Genomic DNA, 15854 nt, shown 5'->3' with positions numbered 1-15854 from the left:
CTCCTTATTCTATATCACTTTTATAATTTATATTCCTGAAGACTTCCGGGCTCACTTCCGTATCGGATACATCAAGCATTTTGACACTCCGGTTGTTGAAGAACGCCTTGAAGCTCAGTCGTTCCGTCTTGAGCTGCCCTTTTAGTTCATCCTTTAAATCAGTCCCCTGGAAGACACTGATTGTTGGATGCATTTTATCATCTTCCGTTGAGACAATGAAAGTATTTGGATTGGCGAGCGCCGAATCATGGAGCTTTTTCAGCCATTCCGCCGTAATGAAAGGCGTGTCGCATGACACGACCAGAAGCCTGTCACCCGGATAGGCCTTCGCTGCTGCATACAGCCCGCCGAGCGGCCCGTAATCCGGGTAGTCTTCATCATCGATGACCGTCTTATAGTCAAAATACGGTGCAAGCGTCTCATTTGTATTGATGACTATTTCATCACACACTCCAGTGTCCGATAAAACATCGTAAACATGCTGGTACATCTTTTTACCACCCAATTCATACAGACTTTTCTGTTCGCCGAAGCGGGTGGACTTACCGCCCGCCAGCACTACGCCGATCGTTTTCATCAGCCGCCGCTCACCGGCGGTATAAGCGCAATCATATCTCCACTTGATAAAGTATGATCATCCTTGACGAACGATTCATTGCTCGCAACCTGGAATACCTCGCCATCCAGACTCGGATAGTCCGTATAAATTCTGTTTTTCAAATCTATCACTTTCATTGAACCATCTGTATCCAGTTCAATGACATCATTGCCCACCTTTTCCTTCAGTCCGGCAAAAAGCATTACTTTCATGATCATTTCTCCTCTATACTGGAATGATAATGACGGGAATCTCCAATCCATTCCTCACCATCAGACCATATTTCTTTTTTCCATATCGGGACGATCTCTTTCAGACGTTCGACCGCGTACTCATTTGCACGATAGCTGTCCGCCCTGTGCGGAGAACTTGTAACGATGACCACGGCAATATCGGATATATCCAGTTTGCCGATACGGTGGCCGATTGAAGTCAGCACCCCCGGCCAGCGTTCTGAAATCTCCTCGCCGATCTGCGCAAGCATTTTTTCGGCCATTGGAACATATGCTTCATATTCCAGATATATCGTCTGGGTACCTTTCGTCCATTCACGGACATGTCCGGTAAATGTACAGATGGCACCCTGTTTTTCATTCAGTACAAACTCATGATATTTCATGGGTTCAAGCGGTGTTTCAACTACTTCAAACTGTTTCATTCATCCATACTCCATTCTTTGAACCAAGTCATGATAGTCTCTTCATCATAACGTATATCAAATGTTTTTAACACATTCCGAAGACCGATATTATTTAAATTTGTGTGACCGCTTTTGAAAGAATACTCCATAAAAATCTTAGGATAGCCCTCGTCTTTATAACCTTCTATCAAAATAAAATCTACACGCTCGGAAAAGTCTTCTATCTGCTGCTTCAGATCCGGCTCTTTATTTTCAACGGTCATCACGGTGCCTGGCGTATTCAGCATTGTGAAATCCGAACCGCTTTCTATGAACTTCCCGGTATCGGTCGTCGCGTCATGAACATCATCACGATGATGATTCTTGATGACCGCCACCTTATGGCCCTGCCTCTTGAGATATTGAACCATGCGGTTGACCGTCGTCGTCTTGCCGCTGTTTTTAAAGCCGGTAATCTGCAGAATCTTCATCTATTCCACTCCGAAACGGTCGGCACTTGAAGTCACGTCCGTCATCATCACTTTGACCGCGTCACCTTTTTCAAATCCGCGAGTACCGCCCGGCATAACGATGACACAGTTACTTTTCGCGATTGAAGTCACCGCATTCGATTTGTTGAAGCCGGAAGGTTTGGCGTAGACCTCGCCTTTCACATACTGCACTTCGGCACGGATGAAGCGCGTGAACGGGTTCGGTTTCGTGAAATCCTCATCCAGAATTGCATCGATGAACGGCGCATGCACATTTTCGGAAGCCATCATAGCCTGGACTGCAGGGCGCACGAACAGTTCAAACCCTGAATAACAGGCGGACGGGTTGCCGCTTAAGCCGAACAAGAACTTATCGCCCACTCTGCTGACCGTCGTCACACTGCCCGGTCTCATCGCCACTTTATTGAACAGCACTTCTGCACCGAGTCTGTCGTAGATTTTCGGCAGAAGGTCGTAATCGCCGACAGACACGCCGCCTGTTGTAATGACCATGTCCACTTCTTCGAGCATCTGCTTCATATTGTCATGCAGCGTATCCAGATCATCACTCTGCATGTGATATCTCCTGCCTTCTATGCCGGCTCTTTTAAGCTGGGCAAGAATCATCGGAGTATTCGAGTTTCTGATTTTACCGCGCACAAGGTCCTCGTCCACATCCAAAAGCTCACTGCCCGTAGATAAAACACCGACGACCGGTTTTTTATACACTTCCACTTCGCTGTAGCCGAATGTTGCAAGTACAGCGACGGTGCCCGGATTGATAAGCGACCCTTTTTCTAAAATGATATCACCTTCGGAACTCTCTTCTCCCTGCATGGCAATGTTTTCACCCGGGTTGAAAGTTTTACGCACTGTGAAACCTTCATCCGTTTCCTTCGCCTGTTCAAACATCACGACAGTATCCGCACTTTCAGGGATTTCTGCCCCCGTCATGATTCTGAATGCTTCATTTTCACGCAAAACATAATCACTCGTCGAACCGGCCGGCACCTCTTCGGCCACTTTGAAAGGCACCCTGTTATCGCCGCTTGCACCTTTTGAGTCAGCCGCCCTGATCGCAAAGCCGTCCATTGCCGACTTTGTAAATAAAGGCACGTCATGCGTTGCGACAAGATCATTTGCCAAAATGCGTCCGTGGGCATCGAGGTAGGATACAACTTCGGTAGCCGTCACCGTTACATTTTCCAAAACCCGTCCCACTGCTTCACTTACTTGAATCGGTTTTCTATTTAAAGTCATTAAGTCTCCTACTTTCTAAAACTTTTTCTGTTATAATCTATTGTACTAGAAAGGATGATTGGAATGAACGAATTCACTCACTTTAATGAAGAAGGACGCGCTAAAATGGTCGACGTCTCAGATAAAGAGGTTTCTGTGAGAATCGCAAGAGCATCCAGCTCGGTAGAAGTCACAGAAGATATATATGAAGCGATTGCCGAAGATAAAATCAAAAAAGGCGACGTACTCTCAGTTGCCCAGATTGCCGGCATCATGGCCGCAAAAAATACACACCAGATCATACCGATGTGCCACCCGCTGTCACTGTCCGGTGTGGATATTTCATTCAGCTGGGATACCGGGTCCGGATACGTTCTGAACATTGTTACGGAAGTGAAAACAAAAGGTCAGACCGGCGTCGAAATGGAAGCTCTCACCGCAGCAAGCGCCGCCGCACTCACTGTGTACGACATGTGCAAGGCACTCGATAAAGGCATGATCATCCACGAAACCAAGCTCGTATCCAAATCCGGCGGCAAATCCGGAGATTATACAGCCTAATAACTGAATATGTGTGCATGCCTGCTCACCTGGAGTACTTTTTGACTCCGAGTGAGCAGGTTTTTATTTCCGCTGCTCACCTGATGGCATTTCCACAGCTAAGTGAGCAGGTTTTCTTTATTTCTGCTCACCTGATGGCATTTCCACAGCTAAGTAAGCAGCGGGACATTTCCTCAAATAAAAAAACGCCCGATATACAGATGTATATGCCGGACGTCGTATGTCTATCAGTCTTCTTTTGTCACTTCAAATATGAGGTGGTTCAGTTCAGGAACGACAAGTTTTTCCATAGCCAGCTTGACAGCTCCGCTTGAGCCGGGCATCGAAATGATGACCTGGTCGGCATGTGTACCTGCGACGGCTCTTGAAAGAATACTTCTTGACCCGATGTCTTCCGTGTAGCTCAGCATACGGAAGATTTCTCCGAAACCTTCAATTTCCTTATCGAAAAACGGTCTGACCGCTTCAATTGTCACATCTCTTTTTGCTATGCCTGTGCCGCCGGTGGTAATCACCGCGTCTACACCTTTATCCAGCATGGCGGAAACGGCTTTTGTAATCGATGCGGCATCGTCTTTGACAATTTTGTAGTTGTCTTCTTCAACCACTGTATTGATCTCTGCCAGATATTCCTGGACCAGCCTGCCGCCTTTGTCAGTTTCTACGGTTCTCGTATCACTTACAGTAATCACCGCAACATTAATATCACGGTCAATTCTTTCAACTATGCTCATTTATATTCTCCTATCCGAATAATTGGTTCACTATGGTTCTGGCCTTATTCGTCCGGTCTGCTCCATGTATCAATAAACGCCCGTTATTGAAACTGACGATACGGTAATCATCGTATTTGAACTCAACAAAATACGGCGTTTCATTCATGGATATATTTCTGGTGGCCAGAGCTTTCACTACAGTGTCCTTAGTCAGACGCTCATCTATATACTGTACCGTATCCCTGCCGCATAGACGCATTGACATCTGGGAGCCGCTCCCGGCTTTAAGTTCAGGAAACTCATGGGTGCCGCATGTCGGACATTCAGAATCAGCCATACCGTCGATCTTGAACTTCATATGATCCATATCCCATGTGTTGCCCATCCGCATATAATACGGCGCTTCAAACTGACCGGTCATGATTTTGAAGGCAGTTGTCACCTGCTCTGAGACCGCCATATGCACTGCCGGAGAAATCACTCCGACCGTATCGCAGGTCAGAGTCGTGGTCGGCAGCACCGGCACCAGGCATCTGTAACACGGGGTCTGACCCGGTACAAATCCGCAGCTGGAATATGAAGCTTCCACACATGCCGCATTCACCCACGGCTTATTGAGCTTGAATGCCACATCATTGATCAGCATCCGGGTATCGAAATTGTCCGTACCATCCAAAATGATATCCGCTTCTTTTGCCAGCGATTCCATCAAAACGGCATCAGCATGGGCAATATGTGTCTCGATCTCCATATCGCTCCTGATATTTTCGAGCCGTTCTTTTGCAGCGATGACCTTTGGCATTTTGTCGTTGGCATCCACTTCCGTATACAGTGTCTGTCTTTGCAGATTGGACATTTCAACGTAGTCCCGGTCGATCAGAATAAGCTTTTTGACACCCGCCCGGGCAAGCATTTCGCCTGAAAGCGAACCAAGCGCCCCCACCCCGACGATGAGTACCGTACGAGATCCGATGAGGCGCTGTCCTTCACTGCCTATTTTATTGAATAAAGTCTGTCTTGAGTAACGATTCATTATATCCACTCTCTAAATACTATTTGTCTTAACTTTACTACGCAGATAGAACATTGTAAACAAAGCGATCACACAGGCACCCGTCAAAAGGTGGAATGCAAGCATATATGTGCCTGTCGCTTCGAAAGTCGACTGCATCACAAGCGGCGGGAAGAATCCTCCGAGTCCGCCCATCATGGCTACAAAACCGTTTGCGATTCCCGACTGCTGCGAGAAGTACATCGGCACGAATTTAAACACAAGACCATTTCCGATACCTGCGAATACCGACGTCAATAAACAGCCGATGGTGAACATGATAAGACTTTCATAAGTAAATGACAGCAGCAGTCCTGAAAATGTCAGGGCGACAAATGATATGATCACCATGGTAATCGGGTCATATTTATCACCAAGCATGCCGCCGATAGGTCTGAGCAGTGTCGCTATCACTATGAACCCTGCTGTTCTGAAACCGGCATCGGCTGTGGACAGTTCAAAGAACGTCACCAGATAGTTCGGCAGGAAGATACCGAATGCGACGAATACGCCGAAAGTGATGAAATACCAGTAGTTCAGGAAGTAGAACCTGTAATCCGACATCGCTTCTTTAAACTGTTTGCCGAGCGGCAGACTGACTTTCTTTTCGTTTTTATCCCCGAGGAATAACTGCAGAAGTGCAAACAGCGCAAGGATAATCAGATAAGTCTGTACAGCTGCCTGCCAGCCGCCGAGCATACCAGCAAGAACCGGTGCACCAAAGCTTGTGACCGCCGTACCGATGTTACCCATACCATAAACACCGTTGACGAAACCGTGTTTGTTCTTTTCATAGTATTTAGGAAGGGCAGTTACACCAATACTGAACGTCGCTCCCCCGATACCTAAAAATACTGCCGCAATGATTAAATCTGTCGTTGTCGTCGCTATACTCAAATAAAAGACTGGAATCAGCAAAAAGATGAAACTCGCCAAATATACCAACCGTGCTCCGATTCTGTTTGTCATAATACTGAATGGAATTCTTAAAATCGAACCCAGTATCGTCGGCAAAGCGATGATTAATGCCTGTTGCGATGCAGCTTCAGGAATATCCTGCACGATTTCCGGAAATAATGGTGCGAGCAGTGTCCACACCATGAATCCAACCAATAAGCTGAATGTTTGAAGAAATAACTGTTTTTTTTCCATAGTCTCTGACATACGATCAACCTCACTAGTTTGTGATTTCATTTACAATCTTATTATAAAACGAATCAGAAAGCGTTGAAAGAGGGAAATCCCTATATAAACCTTGTTATTCTACAATTAATGTATTCACTTGCTCCAATAAAACTTCTTCGTCAATCTGCTTCAGCATCTTTTCCGCCATATCAAAAAGTACAGCTTCCTCTTTGACCATATGTACCATCAAAACTTCATACGCTTCCATCACATCTTTTACCATGTCATGCATCGTACTGATATCCATTTCAGTCGAAACCTGTTCGGAATGATGCAGGAAGTGATCGATATAAGCATCTATTTCTGCATGCTCCTCTTCTATAGATAATATCGGACCTTGTTCATAGCCGATATATACCCCGAGCATGGGAAAGAAATACTTTTCTTCTTTTTCCTGATGCTTTTTCAGCGGCACACGGAAAGTTTTCAGTTGTTCCCTGATTTCCTTGATTGCCATCATACCTTCAAGACGGCTGTATACGTCATCATTTTCAAATTTCAACACGAATTGGAACCATTCATTCATCAGATGCCTGATATAATGGTGTTCATTTTCTAAAACACGCAGCGCCTTGACTTTATATTTAAATTCATTAGTCTTCATTGATATCCATCACCTATCATTAAATATCGAAAAGCTTCTTTTTAACAGCATACTCCACCAGTTCCGGCCTTGATGATAAATCAAGTTTATCCATAATTCTGGATTTGTGCGCCTCTACGGTTTTAACTGAGATATAGAGCATTTCAGCAATATCCTTATTGCCGTAACCTTTTGCCACTAGAGGAAGAATCTCGAGCTCTCTCTGGGTCAGTATGTTAAACGGTTCTTTGTCGTGTTCCAGCGTCTCATCACTGGTCAGGAATTTTTCAAAAGAATCGTTCATCAATACGGGATCGATATAACGCTCCCCTTTGGCAACCGTTCTTATTGCACGGATCAGTTCATCATCCGGTGAGTTTTTCAATATATATCCCAATGCACCACTTTTAAAAGTGTGTGTAATATATTCTTCATCATCGTACATGGTGAGTATCAAAATTTTCACATCGGGGAACACTTCGTGAATCTTACTTGCTGCGAACAGTCCGGATTCACCAGGGGGCATGCTTAGATCGAGCAGAAGTACATCAGGCGACAGTTCTTTCACTTTTTCAAAAGCCTGCGTCCCATCTGCTGCAGTACCTACCACTTCCATATCTTCCTGATAATTGAGCAGCATCGTAAAACCGGTTCTTACAACAGCATGATCATCTGCAATCACTAATCTCATACAATACTCTCCTCCACAGGTATAAAACCTTCCACTTTGGTGCCGACACCCGGTTCACTGTTGATGTTCAGAGTGCCGTTGACACTGCTGATCCTTTCCTGCATACCAAATAGACCGAGACCTGAGCCTTTCGGGTCATCTTCCATAATAAAGCCATTGCCTTCATCTTTGATTTCAAAATGAATGTGTACGGCGTTAAAGGATAAGACTTCCTGAAGTTTGACTGATACTTCATCACTCTCTGAGTATTTGGCCGCATTGAATACAGCTTCCTGTATCACACGGTAGACCACAGTTTCTATTTCCGGCTGGTATCTTTGACTTTTAAGGTTGGTGTCGAAATCAACCAGAATACCGTACTGTTTCTCAGTCCATTTAAAGTGTGTTTTGAGAGCAGCTTCAATACCCAAATCGTCAAGGCTGGCAGGTCTCAGTTCTACTGAGATATTCCGAACATAATCTAGCAGGTAGCTGAGCGTATCCTCGGAGTTTTTTATTTTTTCATCTAATTCTTCGCGGTCCAGAGTATATTTGAACAATCTCATTTCAATCAGCAGATTCAAAAGTTCCTGGGTAACACCGTCATGCAGATCCCTGGAAATCCTTTTTCTTTCGTTCTCCTGTGCCTGTATGATTCTCTGGGTCAACAGTTTCTGATGTTCAAACTCCTGCTGTTTCATAAGTTCCGATAAAGGATTCAAAGTGAATACACTGATGTTGTTTTCGTGGTCGATCTGCTGGAAGTTTGCAACATAGGCTGCTTTCTCACCGCTTTGGGTGCGCATATAAACTTGGAAAGTCAACTTTTCCCTGGACAGCAGAAAGCAGTTGCTGCAGTCGTAACTGTCATTATTGCCCACACCTAAACAATGACCGCAAATATTAACAAATTGATTGCGGTCATAATCTCGTTCGTCCAATGTAGTTTGTGCCTCTTCATTCATATAGACAATTTCGCCATGTCTGTCTACGAATATGATCATCTCTTTAGATTGATGAAACATCGCTTTTAAGAGCGATGTCAGGTCCTGTGTTTTCATATAGCCATCATCTCTTTTAATATTTCTATGCGTAATGTTTCTTCCACATCCGTTTTTAATGCTTCGTATTTCAGTTCGCTGATCTGACTAGGTTGCCTGTTGCCTAAAACGAGTACTCCCACAACTACTTCATCATCACTCCAGATCGGCATTGCCACAAAGGATTTCACCTTCTCAAAATATAAGATGGGATAGCTGAGCAGCCCTTCCTCATCATATATTTTATGAACATCCTGGATTACCAGTGATTTTCCCGTTTTCAGTACCAGACCTGGCAGCCCAGCCCCTTTTCTGAGCTCCATCCGCTTCCAGCGCTGATTTTCACTGCCGAAAACATACTTCCATTTGAAAGTGAAATTTCCGCGGCTGTTGGTCGTATCCGTCAGAGCAATGATTTCAAATTCGTACTTCTCTTTTAAACTGTGCAACGTGTTTCTGATTGATTGATTCATAACTATCTCCCACCAATTTTAATCAATCGCCTACTTATGCTTACGATAGACTACATAACTTCTGCCAACATAGTTGAATGGTAAGCTCCATGCATGTACAAGTCTCGTTGCCGGCCAAAGTGCAAAAATCAGAAATGCTGAAAGTACATGAATTTTAAATGTGAGAGGGACATCCTGCATCACAGCTGCATCCGGTGAAAATGTTGCCAGTCCCCTTACCCACACTGAAATCGTCTGACGATAATCAAAATCTGTCACAATATTATTTGTAACCAGTGTAGCATATACACCTATAAATGTTATAAATAACAGTAGGAAGTTCACAATCATATCTGAGACGGAACTTAAACGAAGGATGGATTTGTTTGTAATTCTGCGGAATGTAAGTAAAAACATACCGATCAGCATGACAATACCGAAAAAACCACCGACATATACTGCACCAAGATGATATATATGGTTGGTGACACCGATTGCATTCAACCAGTGTGCCGGTATGAACAATCCGACGATATGACCGAAAAACACTGGTATTACTGCAAAATGAAACATGATACTGCCGATCATCAATTGTTTCTTTTCAATAAATTCACTTGATTTTGCCGTCCAGCCAAATTGGTCGATTCTATAGCGCCAAATATGGCCGACGATAAAAATAGCGATACATAGATAGGGAAATATAACCCATAAAAATTGTTCAAACATTTTGTTCGCCCTCTTTCGTCGACTCATCTACACATGCTTTAAAAGTTTCCCGTAATCCTTTAATCAAGTTAAAATACGGACTTTTATTTCTTTCCAAGGCCTGGATCATATGATATGTACCGTCTTCCAACACCATGATCAACAGGGTCAGACTCTCCTCCGCCCGGTCGTCACCCTGCCATTCTGCTGCATAAAGGAACTCCAGCATCAGAGGCAGATAGTCACTCAGTTCATTATCCGGCATTTTCAATCCGAACATTTCATACAATACCTTCAGTTTTGCCAGCATTTGTCCTCGTTCTTTTTGTTCTTCAAATTTAAAGTATGTCATATAAAGATTTGTATCTCTGTCAAAATCAAACGTCTGGGTATATACCTGCTGGATATCATCCAGGCTGATTTCATGCATATCCTCCCAGTATTGCTTTATATAAGGAAAAGCTGGATGGGACGAATCGAACGCCCCTTCAAATTCTCTTGGATGAAAATCTATTTTCCTTGGAAAAGTTAATTGATTTGAGAAAAATCCAAATGATTTCTTGTATTTATACACTTCATCAAGATTAATCACGCCAAATTCCCCCATAGAAATTCTCTTCATAAATTTCTTTGCCGGTCTTATTGTTTGTAGTTGCAGCCATTACCGGACCACAGCCGTCACAATCGTCGCCGCCAAAACCATAGCCTGTTGAACCTTGTGCACGGTAAGGATCCGTATACTGTTCACGGTGGGAAGTCGGTATTACAAAACGGTCTTCATATTTCGCGATTGCCAACAGACGGTACATCATCTTTGTCTCGTTGGCTGTCATGCCGACACGGTCCAATCTGCTTTCATCAAAATCTTTGCCGCTTGAGATTGCTCTCATGTACTGGCGCATCATCGCCATTTTTTGAAGTGCACCTTTTATGGCTTCTGTGTCACCTGCTGTCAGCATATTCGCGAGATACTGTACCGGGATTCTCATTTCATCAATCGCTGGGAAAATTGCATCCGGATTTTTGATTGAGTCTTTACCTTCAAAATAGTTCATGATCGGGCTGAGTGGCGGGCAGTACCAGACCATCGGCATTGTACGGTATTCAGGGTGAAGCGGGAACGCAAGCTTATATTCCACTGCCAGTTTGTAAACCGGCGAGTTTTGTGCCGCTTCAATCCAGTCATCGGAAATGCCGTCTTTTTCCGCCTGTGCAATCACTTCAGGGTCATTAGGGTCAAGGAACAGATCCAGCTGAGCTTCATAAAGGTCTTTCTCATCCTCTACAGATGCAGCTTCAAGTACACGGTCGGCATCGTACAGAAGAACACCTAAATAGCGCATTCTGCCAGTACATGTTTCAGAACATACAGTCGGCAGACCCGCTTCCACACGAGGGAAACAGAATGTACATTTTTCAGCTTTGTTCGTTTTCCAGTTGAAGTATACTTTCTTGTAAGGACAGCCGGTCATACAATATCTCCAGCCGCGGCATGCTTCCTGGTCAACAAGAACAATGCCGTCTTCGTCACGTTTGTACATTGCACCTGATGGACAGCTGGCTACACAGCTCGGATTCAGACAGTGTTCACACAGTCTCGGCAGATACATCATGAACGTCTTTTCAAAGTTGAATTTGATTTCCTCTTCGATTTTCTGGATGTTTGGATCCTGCGGTCCTGTAATGTGTCCACCGGCAAGGTCGTCTTCCCAGTTCGGGCCCCATTCCAAGTCCATTTTTTCGCCTGATACTACTGAATGTGCAGTTGCCACAGGGCTGTGCTCACTTTCTTCTTTTGTAATCAGGTCCTGATAGTTATAAGTCCAAGGTTCGTAGTATTCTTTCATTTCAGGCATATCAGGGTTGTAGAAAATTTTACCTAAAGCGATTTTGGATAATTTAGTGCCGCTTTTCAGTTCCAGACGGCCGTTCTTAAGTTTCCAGCCGCCTTTATAGTGTTCCTGGTCTTCCCAACGCTTCGGATAACCGATTCCCGGTTTGGTCTCCACGTTGTTGAACCACATATACTCTGCACCAGGTCTGTTCGTCCAGGTGCTCTTACAAGTAACACTGCACGTATGACATCCAATACATTTGTCCAAGTTCATCACCATTGCAATTTGCGCTTTAATCTTCAAGCCAATTGACCTCCTTCATTTTTCTTACAGCTACGTATACATCTCTCTGGTTACCGATCGGACCGTAATAGTTGAAACCGTAACTTATCTGGGCATAACCGCCTACCATCTGGGTGGGCTTCATATGAATCCTCGTCGGAGCGTTGTGGCTTCCGCCGCGTGTATCTGTAATTTCCGAGCCGGGTACTTCGATATGCTTATCCTGGGCGTGGTACATGAACATCGTACCTTCCGGCATTCTGTGTGATACGACCGCCCTTGCTGCGACGACACCGTTTCTGTTGTAGACTTCCAGCCATTCGTTGTCATCTATGTCGTGTCTTTCTGCATCGACATTGGAAATCCAGACTGTCGGTCCGCCTCTGAACAGCGTCAGCATGTGCAGGTTATCCTGGTAGGTCGAATGGATATTCCACTTGCCGTGCGGTGTTAAATACCTTAAGACTAATGAATCTACTCCACCTTTGATCTTCTTGTCTTTAGAACCGAATACCATCGGCGGCAGAGTCGGTTTGTACACCGGCAGTGCTTCCCCGAACTGCAGGAACATGTTGTGGTCGATATAGAATGACTGTCTGCCGGTCAATGTTCTGAACGGTACATCACGTTCAACGTTTGTCGTAAATGGATTGTAACGTCTGCCCTGCTTGTTGGAACCGGGGAATACTGCCGTCGGAATCACTTCTCTCGGCTGCGCCGTAATATTGTTGAAAGTAATCTTTTCATTTTCACGTGCGCTTGAAATATCCCTCAATTCCTGCCCGGTCTGCTCTTCCAGGTCCTGGTACGACTTCTGGGAAACTTCACCGTTCGCACATGATGACACGTGCAGAACGACATCCGCCGCCCTTCTTGCAGTATCCATCTTCGGCAGTCCTTCCTTGATCGATCCGTCTGTGTAGACACCGTTCATGGATTTAAGTTGTTCATGCTGCTCGGTGACATCGAAGGAAACACCGTGTGCCCCGATTTTACCCCTGAAGCCCGGTCCTGCTGTAATAAACTTATCGTACACTTGTGTAAAGTCCCTCTCGACCACTTTAAACGCAGGCATCGTCTTGCCCGGAATTGCTTCAATTTCACCTTTGGACCAGTCTTTGACCAGTCCGAGAGGCTGTGAAATCTCCTGAGCTGTATCATGTGCCAGTGGAGATGTGACCAGGTCTTTGTACTTGCCCGGCAGGTGTTCTTCGGCCATATTCGTAAATCCTTTAGCCAGATCGCGGAATATGTTCCAGTCTGATTTGGATTCCCATAACGGGTCTACTGCCGGGTTGAACGGATGGATGAACGGGTGCATATCCGTACTTGAAATATCATGTTTCTCATACCATGTGGCAGCAGGTAATACTATGTCCGAGTAGATCGGTGTTGCCGTCATTCGGAAATCTATTGAAATAAGTAAATCCAGTTTGCCTTCAACATCTTCTCCCCATTCGACCTCTTCAGGTCTGAAGTCCTCATTCGGGGACGCGAGCAGACCGCTCTTTGTGCCCAGCAGATGCTTCATGAAGTATTCCTGCCCTTTTGCCGAGGAGGATATCAAGTTCGAGCGCCATACGAATAATGTCTTCGGATGGTTTTCAGATGCCGTCGGATCTTCAACTGCAAACTTGGTTTCTTTGTTTTTCAGCTGCTCGACTGCGAGGTCGATTACCGCTTCGTCCGAATCATCGCCATTTGCTTTCGCTTCTTCATAGAAGTCAAGGCTGTTCTTATTGAACTGCGGATATGAAGGCAGCCATCCAAGTCTTGCCGCCAGTACATTATAGTCGGCTGGATGTTTGTATTCTATATCTTCTGACGTCGGTGACTGAAGTGTATCCGCTCCGGATTCCTCATATCTCCACTGTTCTGTTGCAAAGTAGAACCAGCTCGTCGCGTTTTGCTGACGCGGCGGAGCCTGCCAGTCTTTGGCGAAGGCGACATGGCCCCATCCTTCATACGGGCGGACTTTTTCCTGTCCCACGTAATGTGCCCAGCCGCCGCCGTTTTTACCGACACAGCCGCACAGCATGACCAGGTTAAGAATCGCTCTGTAAATAGTGTCTGAGTTGAACCAGTGGTTGATGCCCGCACCCATGATGATCATCGAGCGGCCGTCGGTATCCACCGCATTCTGCGCAAATTCACGGGCAATCTGTACGACGACCGACTGCTTGACTGATGTAATCTTTTCCTGCCATCCTGGTGAGTAGACCGACTCCTCATCGTCATACCCTTTAGCTTCGAACTCTGAGCCGAACCGGTTTACACCATACTGTGACAGCATCAAATCATAAATCGTTGCCGCATATTTAGTCGATCCATCAGCCAATGTAACTTTTTTGGCCATGATCGGGCGGGTGAATGTGCCGTTGCCGCCGTTGTCAAAGAAAGGAAATTCGATGTTGATCTGTTCACCTTCGAATTTTTCAACGGTCATCGCCGGATCTATTTCCGAACCGTCATCACGCTTTAAATTCAGATTCCACTTCTTGCCTTCTTCCCATCTCTGTCCCATCGTGCCGTTCGGCGCAATCATTTCTCCGGTGTTTTCATCTAGAATAACCGGTTTCCAATCCGCATTTTCACTGTCGATGCCAAGATCGCTTTCTCTCAGGAAGCGCCCTGCTTTCAATGAATCTTTGAAATCATCCAGAAGAATCATAAAAGGCAGATCCGTAAATTTCTTTGCATAATTGATGAACATCGGCTCCTGGCGCTGATGGTAGAATTCGTCAAGTATTACATGAGCCATCGCCTGTGCCAGTGCCGCATCCGTCCCTGGATTCGGTGCCAGCCAGTTATCCGCAAACTTGACGTTCTCAGCATAGTCAGGGGCAACGGATACTATTTTAGTCCCTTTATAACGTACTTCAGTCATAAAGTGTGCGTCCGGCGTTCTTGTGAGTGGTACGTTTGAACCCCACATCATCAAGTAGTTCGAGTTGTACCAGTCCCCTGATTCGGGTACGTCCGTCTGGTCTCCCCAGATTTGCGGCGAGGCATTCGGAAGGTCGGCATACCAGTCGTAGAAACTCAGCATCTCACCGCCAAGCAGGCTGATGAATCTGGAACCTGCCGCGTAACTGAGCATACTCATTGCAGGAATTGGCGTAAAACCTGCGATTCTGTCCGGACCGTGTGTTTTAATCGTGTAAATCAACTGGGCCGCAATAAGTTTGGTGACATCTCTCCATGTTACTCGTACATGGCCGCCCATGCCCCGGGCCTGTTTATATGATTTTGACTTTTCAGGATCTTCTACGATGCTTCCCCAGGCTTTGATCGGATCTCCGTGTTCCTCAAGTGCATCCTGCCACAGGCGCCATAGCTTTCCGCGCATGTATGGAAACTTAATTCGCATCGGACTGTACTCATACCATGAGAATGATGCACCTCGAGGACATCCTCTCGGTTCATATTCAGGCATGTCCGGACCGCATGAAGGGTAATCCGTCTGCTGGTTTTCCCATGTAATGATGCCGTTTTTAACGAACACCTTCCATGAACATGAGCCGGTACAGTTTACACCATGAGTGGTTCTGACAACTTTGTCATGACTCCATCTCTGCCGATACATTTTTTCCCATTCACGACTTTTTTCTTCTAATATTGACCAATTTCCGTTAAACTTCTCTGTCGGTTTAAAGAAATGAAGACCAAAGAGTTTGTCCATTAGCGTTCTCCTCCAAATACATTTCTTTCAAGATACTCTTATTATCTGTTTTTATTTGTCAGAATAATATTAGGGAAAGTCCTAATCATTGAAACCTAGATTGTTAAGGATATGTAAAGAAAGTCAATTAAGTCATTACAATATG

General features: G+C 45.2%; 17 protein-coding genes. 1 reads left to right on the top strand and 16 read right to left on the bottom strand.

Annotated elements, in window-relative coordinates; translation table 11 throughout:
• Positions 1-4 precede the first annotated feature (4 nt).
• The 5 genes from mobA to BLR15_RS05430 are packed head-to-tail and all read right to left on the bottom strand — an operon-like array spanning position 5 to position 2968.
• On the bottom strand, positions 5-577 hold the full coding sequence (mobA, locus tag BLR15_RS05450; RefSeq protein WP_092985468.1) for a molybdenum cofactor guanylyltransferase: 573 nt from the start codon (positions 575-577) through the stop codon (positions 5-7).
• Positions 577-810, bottom strand: coding sequence for a MoaD/ThiS family protein (locus BLR15_RS05445; RefSeq protein ID WP_092985466.1), 234 nt, complete (start codon positions 808-810; stop codon positions 577-579). Before BLR15_RS05445 ends, mobA begins: the two co-directional genes overlap by 1 nt.
• A gap of 2 nt (positions 811-812) precedes the next feature.
• The gene (locus BLR15_RS05440; RefSeq protein WP_092985464.1) at positions 813-1256 is read right to left on the bottom strand and encodes a molybdenum cofactor biosynthesis protein MoaE; all 444 of its coding nucleotides are present in this window, start codon (positions 1254-1256) and stop codon (positions 813-815) included.
• On the bottom strand, positions 1253-1708 hold the full coding sequence (gene mobB, locus BLR15_RS05435; protein ID WP_092985462.1) for a molybdopterin-guanine dinucleotide biosynthesis protein B: 456 nt from the start codon (positions 1706-1708) through the stop codon (positions 1253-1255). Before mobB ends, BLR15_RS05440 begins: the two co-directional genes overlap by 4 nt.
• The gene (locus BLR15_RS05430; RefSeq protein WP_092985460.1) at positions 1709-2968 is read right to left on the bottom strand and encodes a molybdopterin molybdotransferase MoeA; all 1260 of its coding nucleotides are present in this window, start codon (positions 2966-2968) and stop codon (positions 1709-1711) included.
• A 63-nt stretch (positions 2969-3031) separates the two neighbouring features.
• Here BLR15_RS05430 and moaC point away from each other — a divergent pair, with 63 nt between their 5' ends.
• Positions 3032-3508: a cyclic pyranopterin monophosphate synthase MoaC gene (gene moaC, locus BLR15_RS05425; RefSeq protein WP_092985458.1), complete on the top strand. Its 477-nt coding sequence runs from the start codon at positions 3032-3034 to the stop codon at positions 3506-3508.
• A gap of 227 nt (positions 3509-3735) precedes the next feature.
• Here the strand turns inward: moaC and BLR15_RS05420 are convergent, their stop codons facing one another.
• From BLR15_RS05420 to BLR15_RS05370, 11 genes are all read right to left on the bottom strand, one after another.
• The gene (locus BLR15_RS05420) at positions 3736-4242 is read right to left on the bottom strand and encodes a MogA/MoaB family molybdenum cofactor biosynthesis protein (RefSeq protein ID WP_092985456.1); all 507 of its coding nucleotides are present in this window, start codon (positions 4240-4242) and stop codon (positions 3736-3738) included.
• Between the two features lie 10 nt (positions 4243-4252).
• A complete protein-coding gene (locus tag BLR15_RS05415) occupies positions 4253-5257 on the bottom strand; it encodes a ThiF family adenylyltransferase (protein ID WP_092985454.1) in 1005 nt (334 codons plus the stop codon).
• Positions 5258-5269: 12 nt separating this feature from the next.
• Entirely contained in the window at positions 5270-6427 is a 1158-nt protein-coding gene (locus tag BLR15_RS05410; protein ID WP_092985537.1) for a nitrate/nitrite transporter, read from the bottom strand.
• 106 nt (positions 6428-6533) lie between these two features.
• The gene (locus BLR15_RS05405) at positions 6534-7064 is read right to left on the bottom strand and encodes a hemerythrin domain-containing protein (RefSeq protein ID WP_092985452.1); all 531 of its coding nucleotides are present in this window, start codon (positions 7062-7064) and stop codon (positions 6534-6536) included.
• A 19-nt stretch (positions 7065-7083) separates the two neighbouring features.
• Positions 7084-7734, bottom strand: a complete 651-nt coding sequence (locus tag BLR15_RS05400; protein ID WP_092985450.1) for a response regulator — start codon at positions 7732-7734, stop codon at positions 7084-7086.
• Positions 7731-8774, bottom strand: coding sequence for a sensor histidine kinase (locus BLR15_RS05395; RefSeq protein WP_092985448.1), 1044 nt, complete (start codon positions 8772-8774; stop codon positions 7731-7733). The genes BLR15_RS05400 and BLR15_RS05395 overlap by 4 nt, the downstream gene beginning before the upstream one ends.
• Entirely contained in the window at positions 8771-9226 is a 456-nt protein-coding gene (locus BLR15_RS05390) for a GAF domain-containing protein (protein WP_092985446.1), read from the bottom strand. Before BLR15_RS05390 ends, BLR15_RS05395 begins: the two co-directional genes overlap by 4 nt.
• A 30-nt stretch (positions 9227-9256) precedes the next feature.
• The gene (gene narI / locus BLR15_RS05385) at positions 9257-9931 is read right to left on the bottom strand and encodes a respiratory nitrate reductase subunit gamma (protein WP_092985444.1); all 675 of its coding nucleotides are present in this window, start codon (positions 9929-9931) and stop codon (positions 9257-9259) included.
• Positions 9924-10502: a nitrate reductase molybdenum cofactor assembly chaperone gene (narJ, locus tag BLR15_RS05380; protein ID WP_092985535.1), complete on the bottom strand. Its 579-nt coding sequence runs from the start codon at positions 10500-10502 to the stop codon at positions 9924-9926. Before narJ ends, narI begins: the two co-directional genes overlap by 8 nt.
• A complete protein-coding gene (gene narH / locus BLR15_RS05375) occupies positions 10495-12048 on the bottom strand; it encodes a nitrate reductase subunit beta (protein WP_092985442.1) in 1554 nt (517 codons plus the stop codon). Before narH ends, narJ begins: the two co-directional genes overlap by 8 nt.
• The gene (locus tag BLR15_RS05370) at positions 12038-15709 is read right to left on the bottom strand and encodes a nitrate reductase subunit alpha (RefSeq protein WP_092985440.1); all 3672 of its coding nucleotides are present in this window, start codon (positions 15707-15709) and stop codon (positions 12038-12040) included. The genes narH and BLR15_RS05370 overlap by 11 nt, the downstream gene beginning before the upstream one ends.
• Positions 15710-15854 lie beyond the last annotated feature (145 nt).

It is taken from the genome of Lacicoccus qingdaonensis, assembly GCF_900101075.1.
GTDB lineage: Bacteria > Bacillota > Bacilli > Staphylococcales > Salinicoccaceae > Lacicoccus > Lacicoccus qingdaonensis.
The sequence above is the reverse complement of the archived record's forward strand: the minus strand, read 5'-3'. Positions and strand labels throughout refer to the sequence as shown.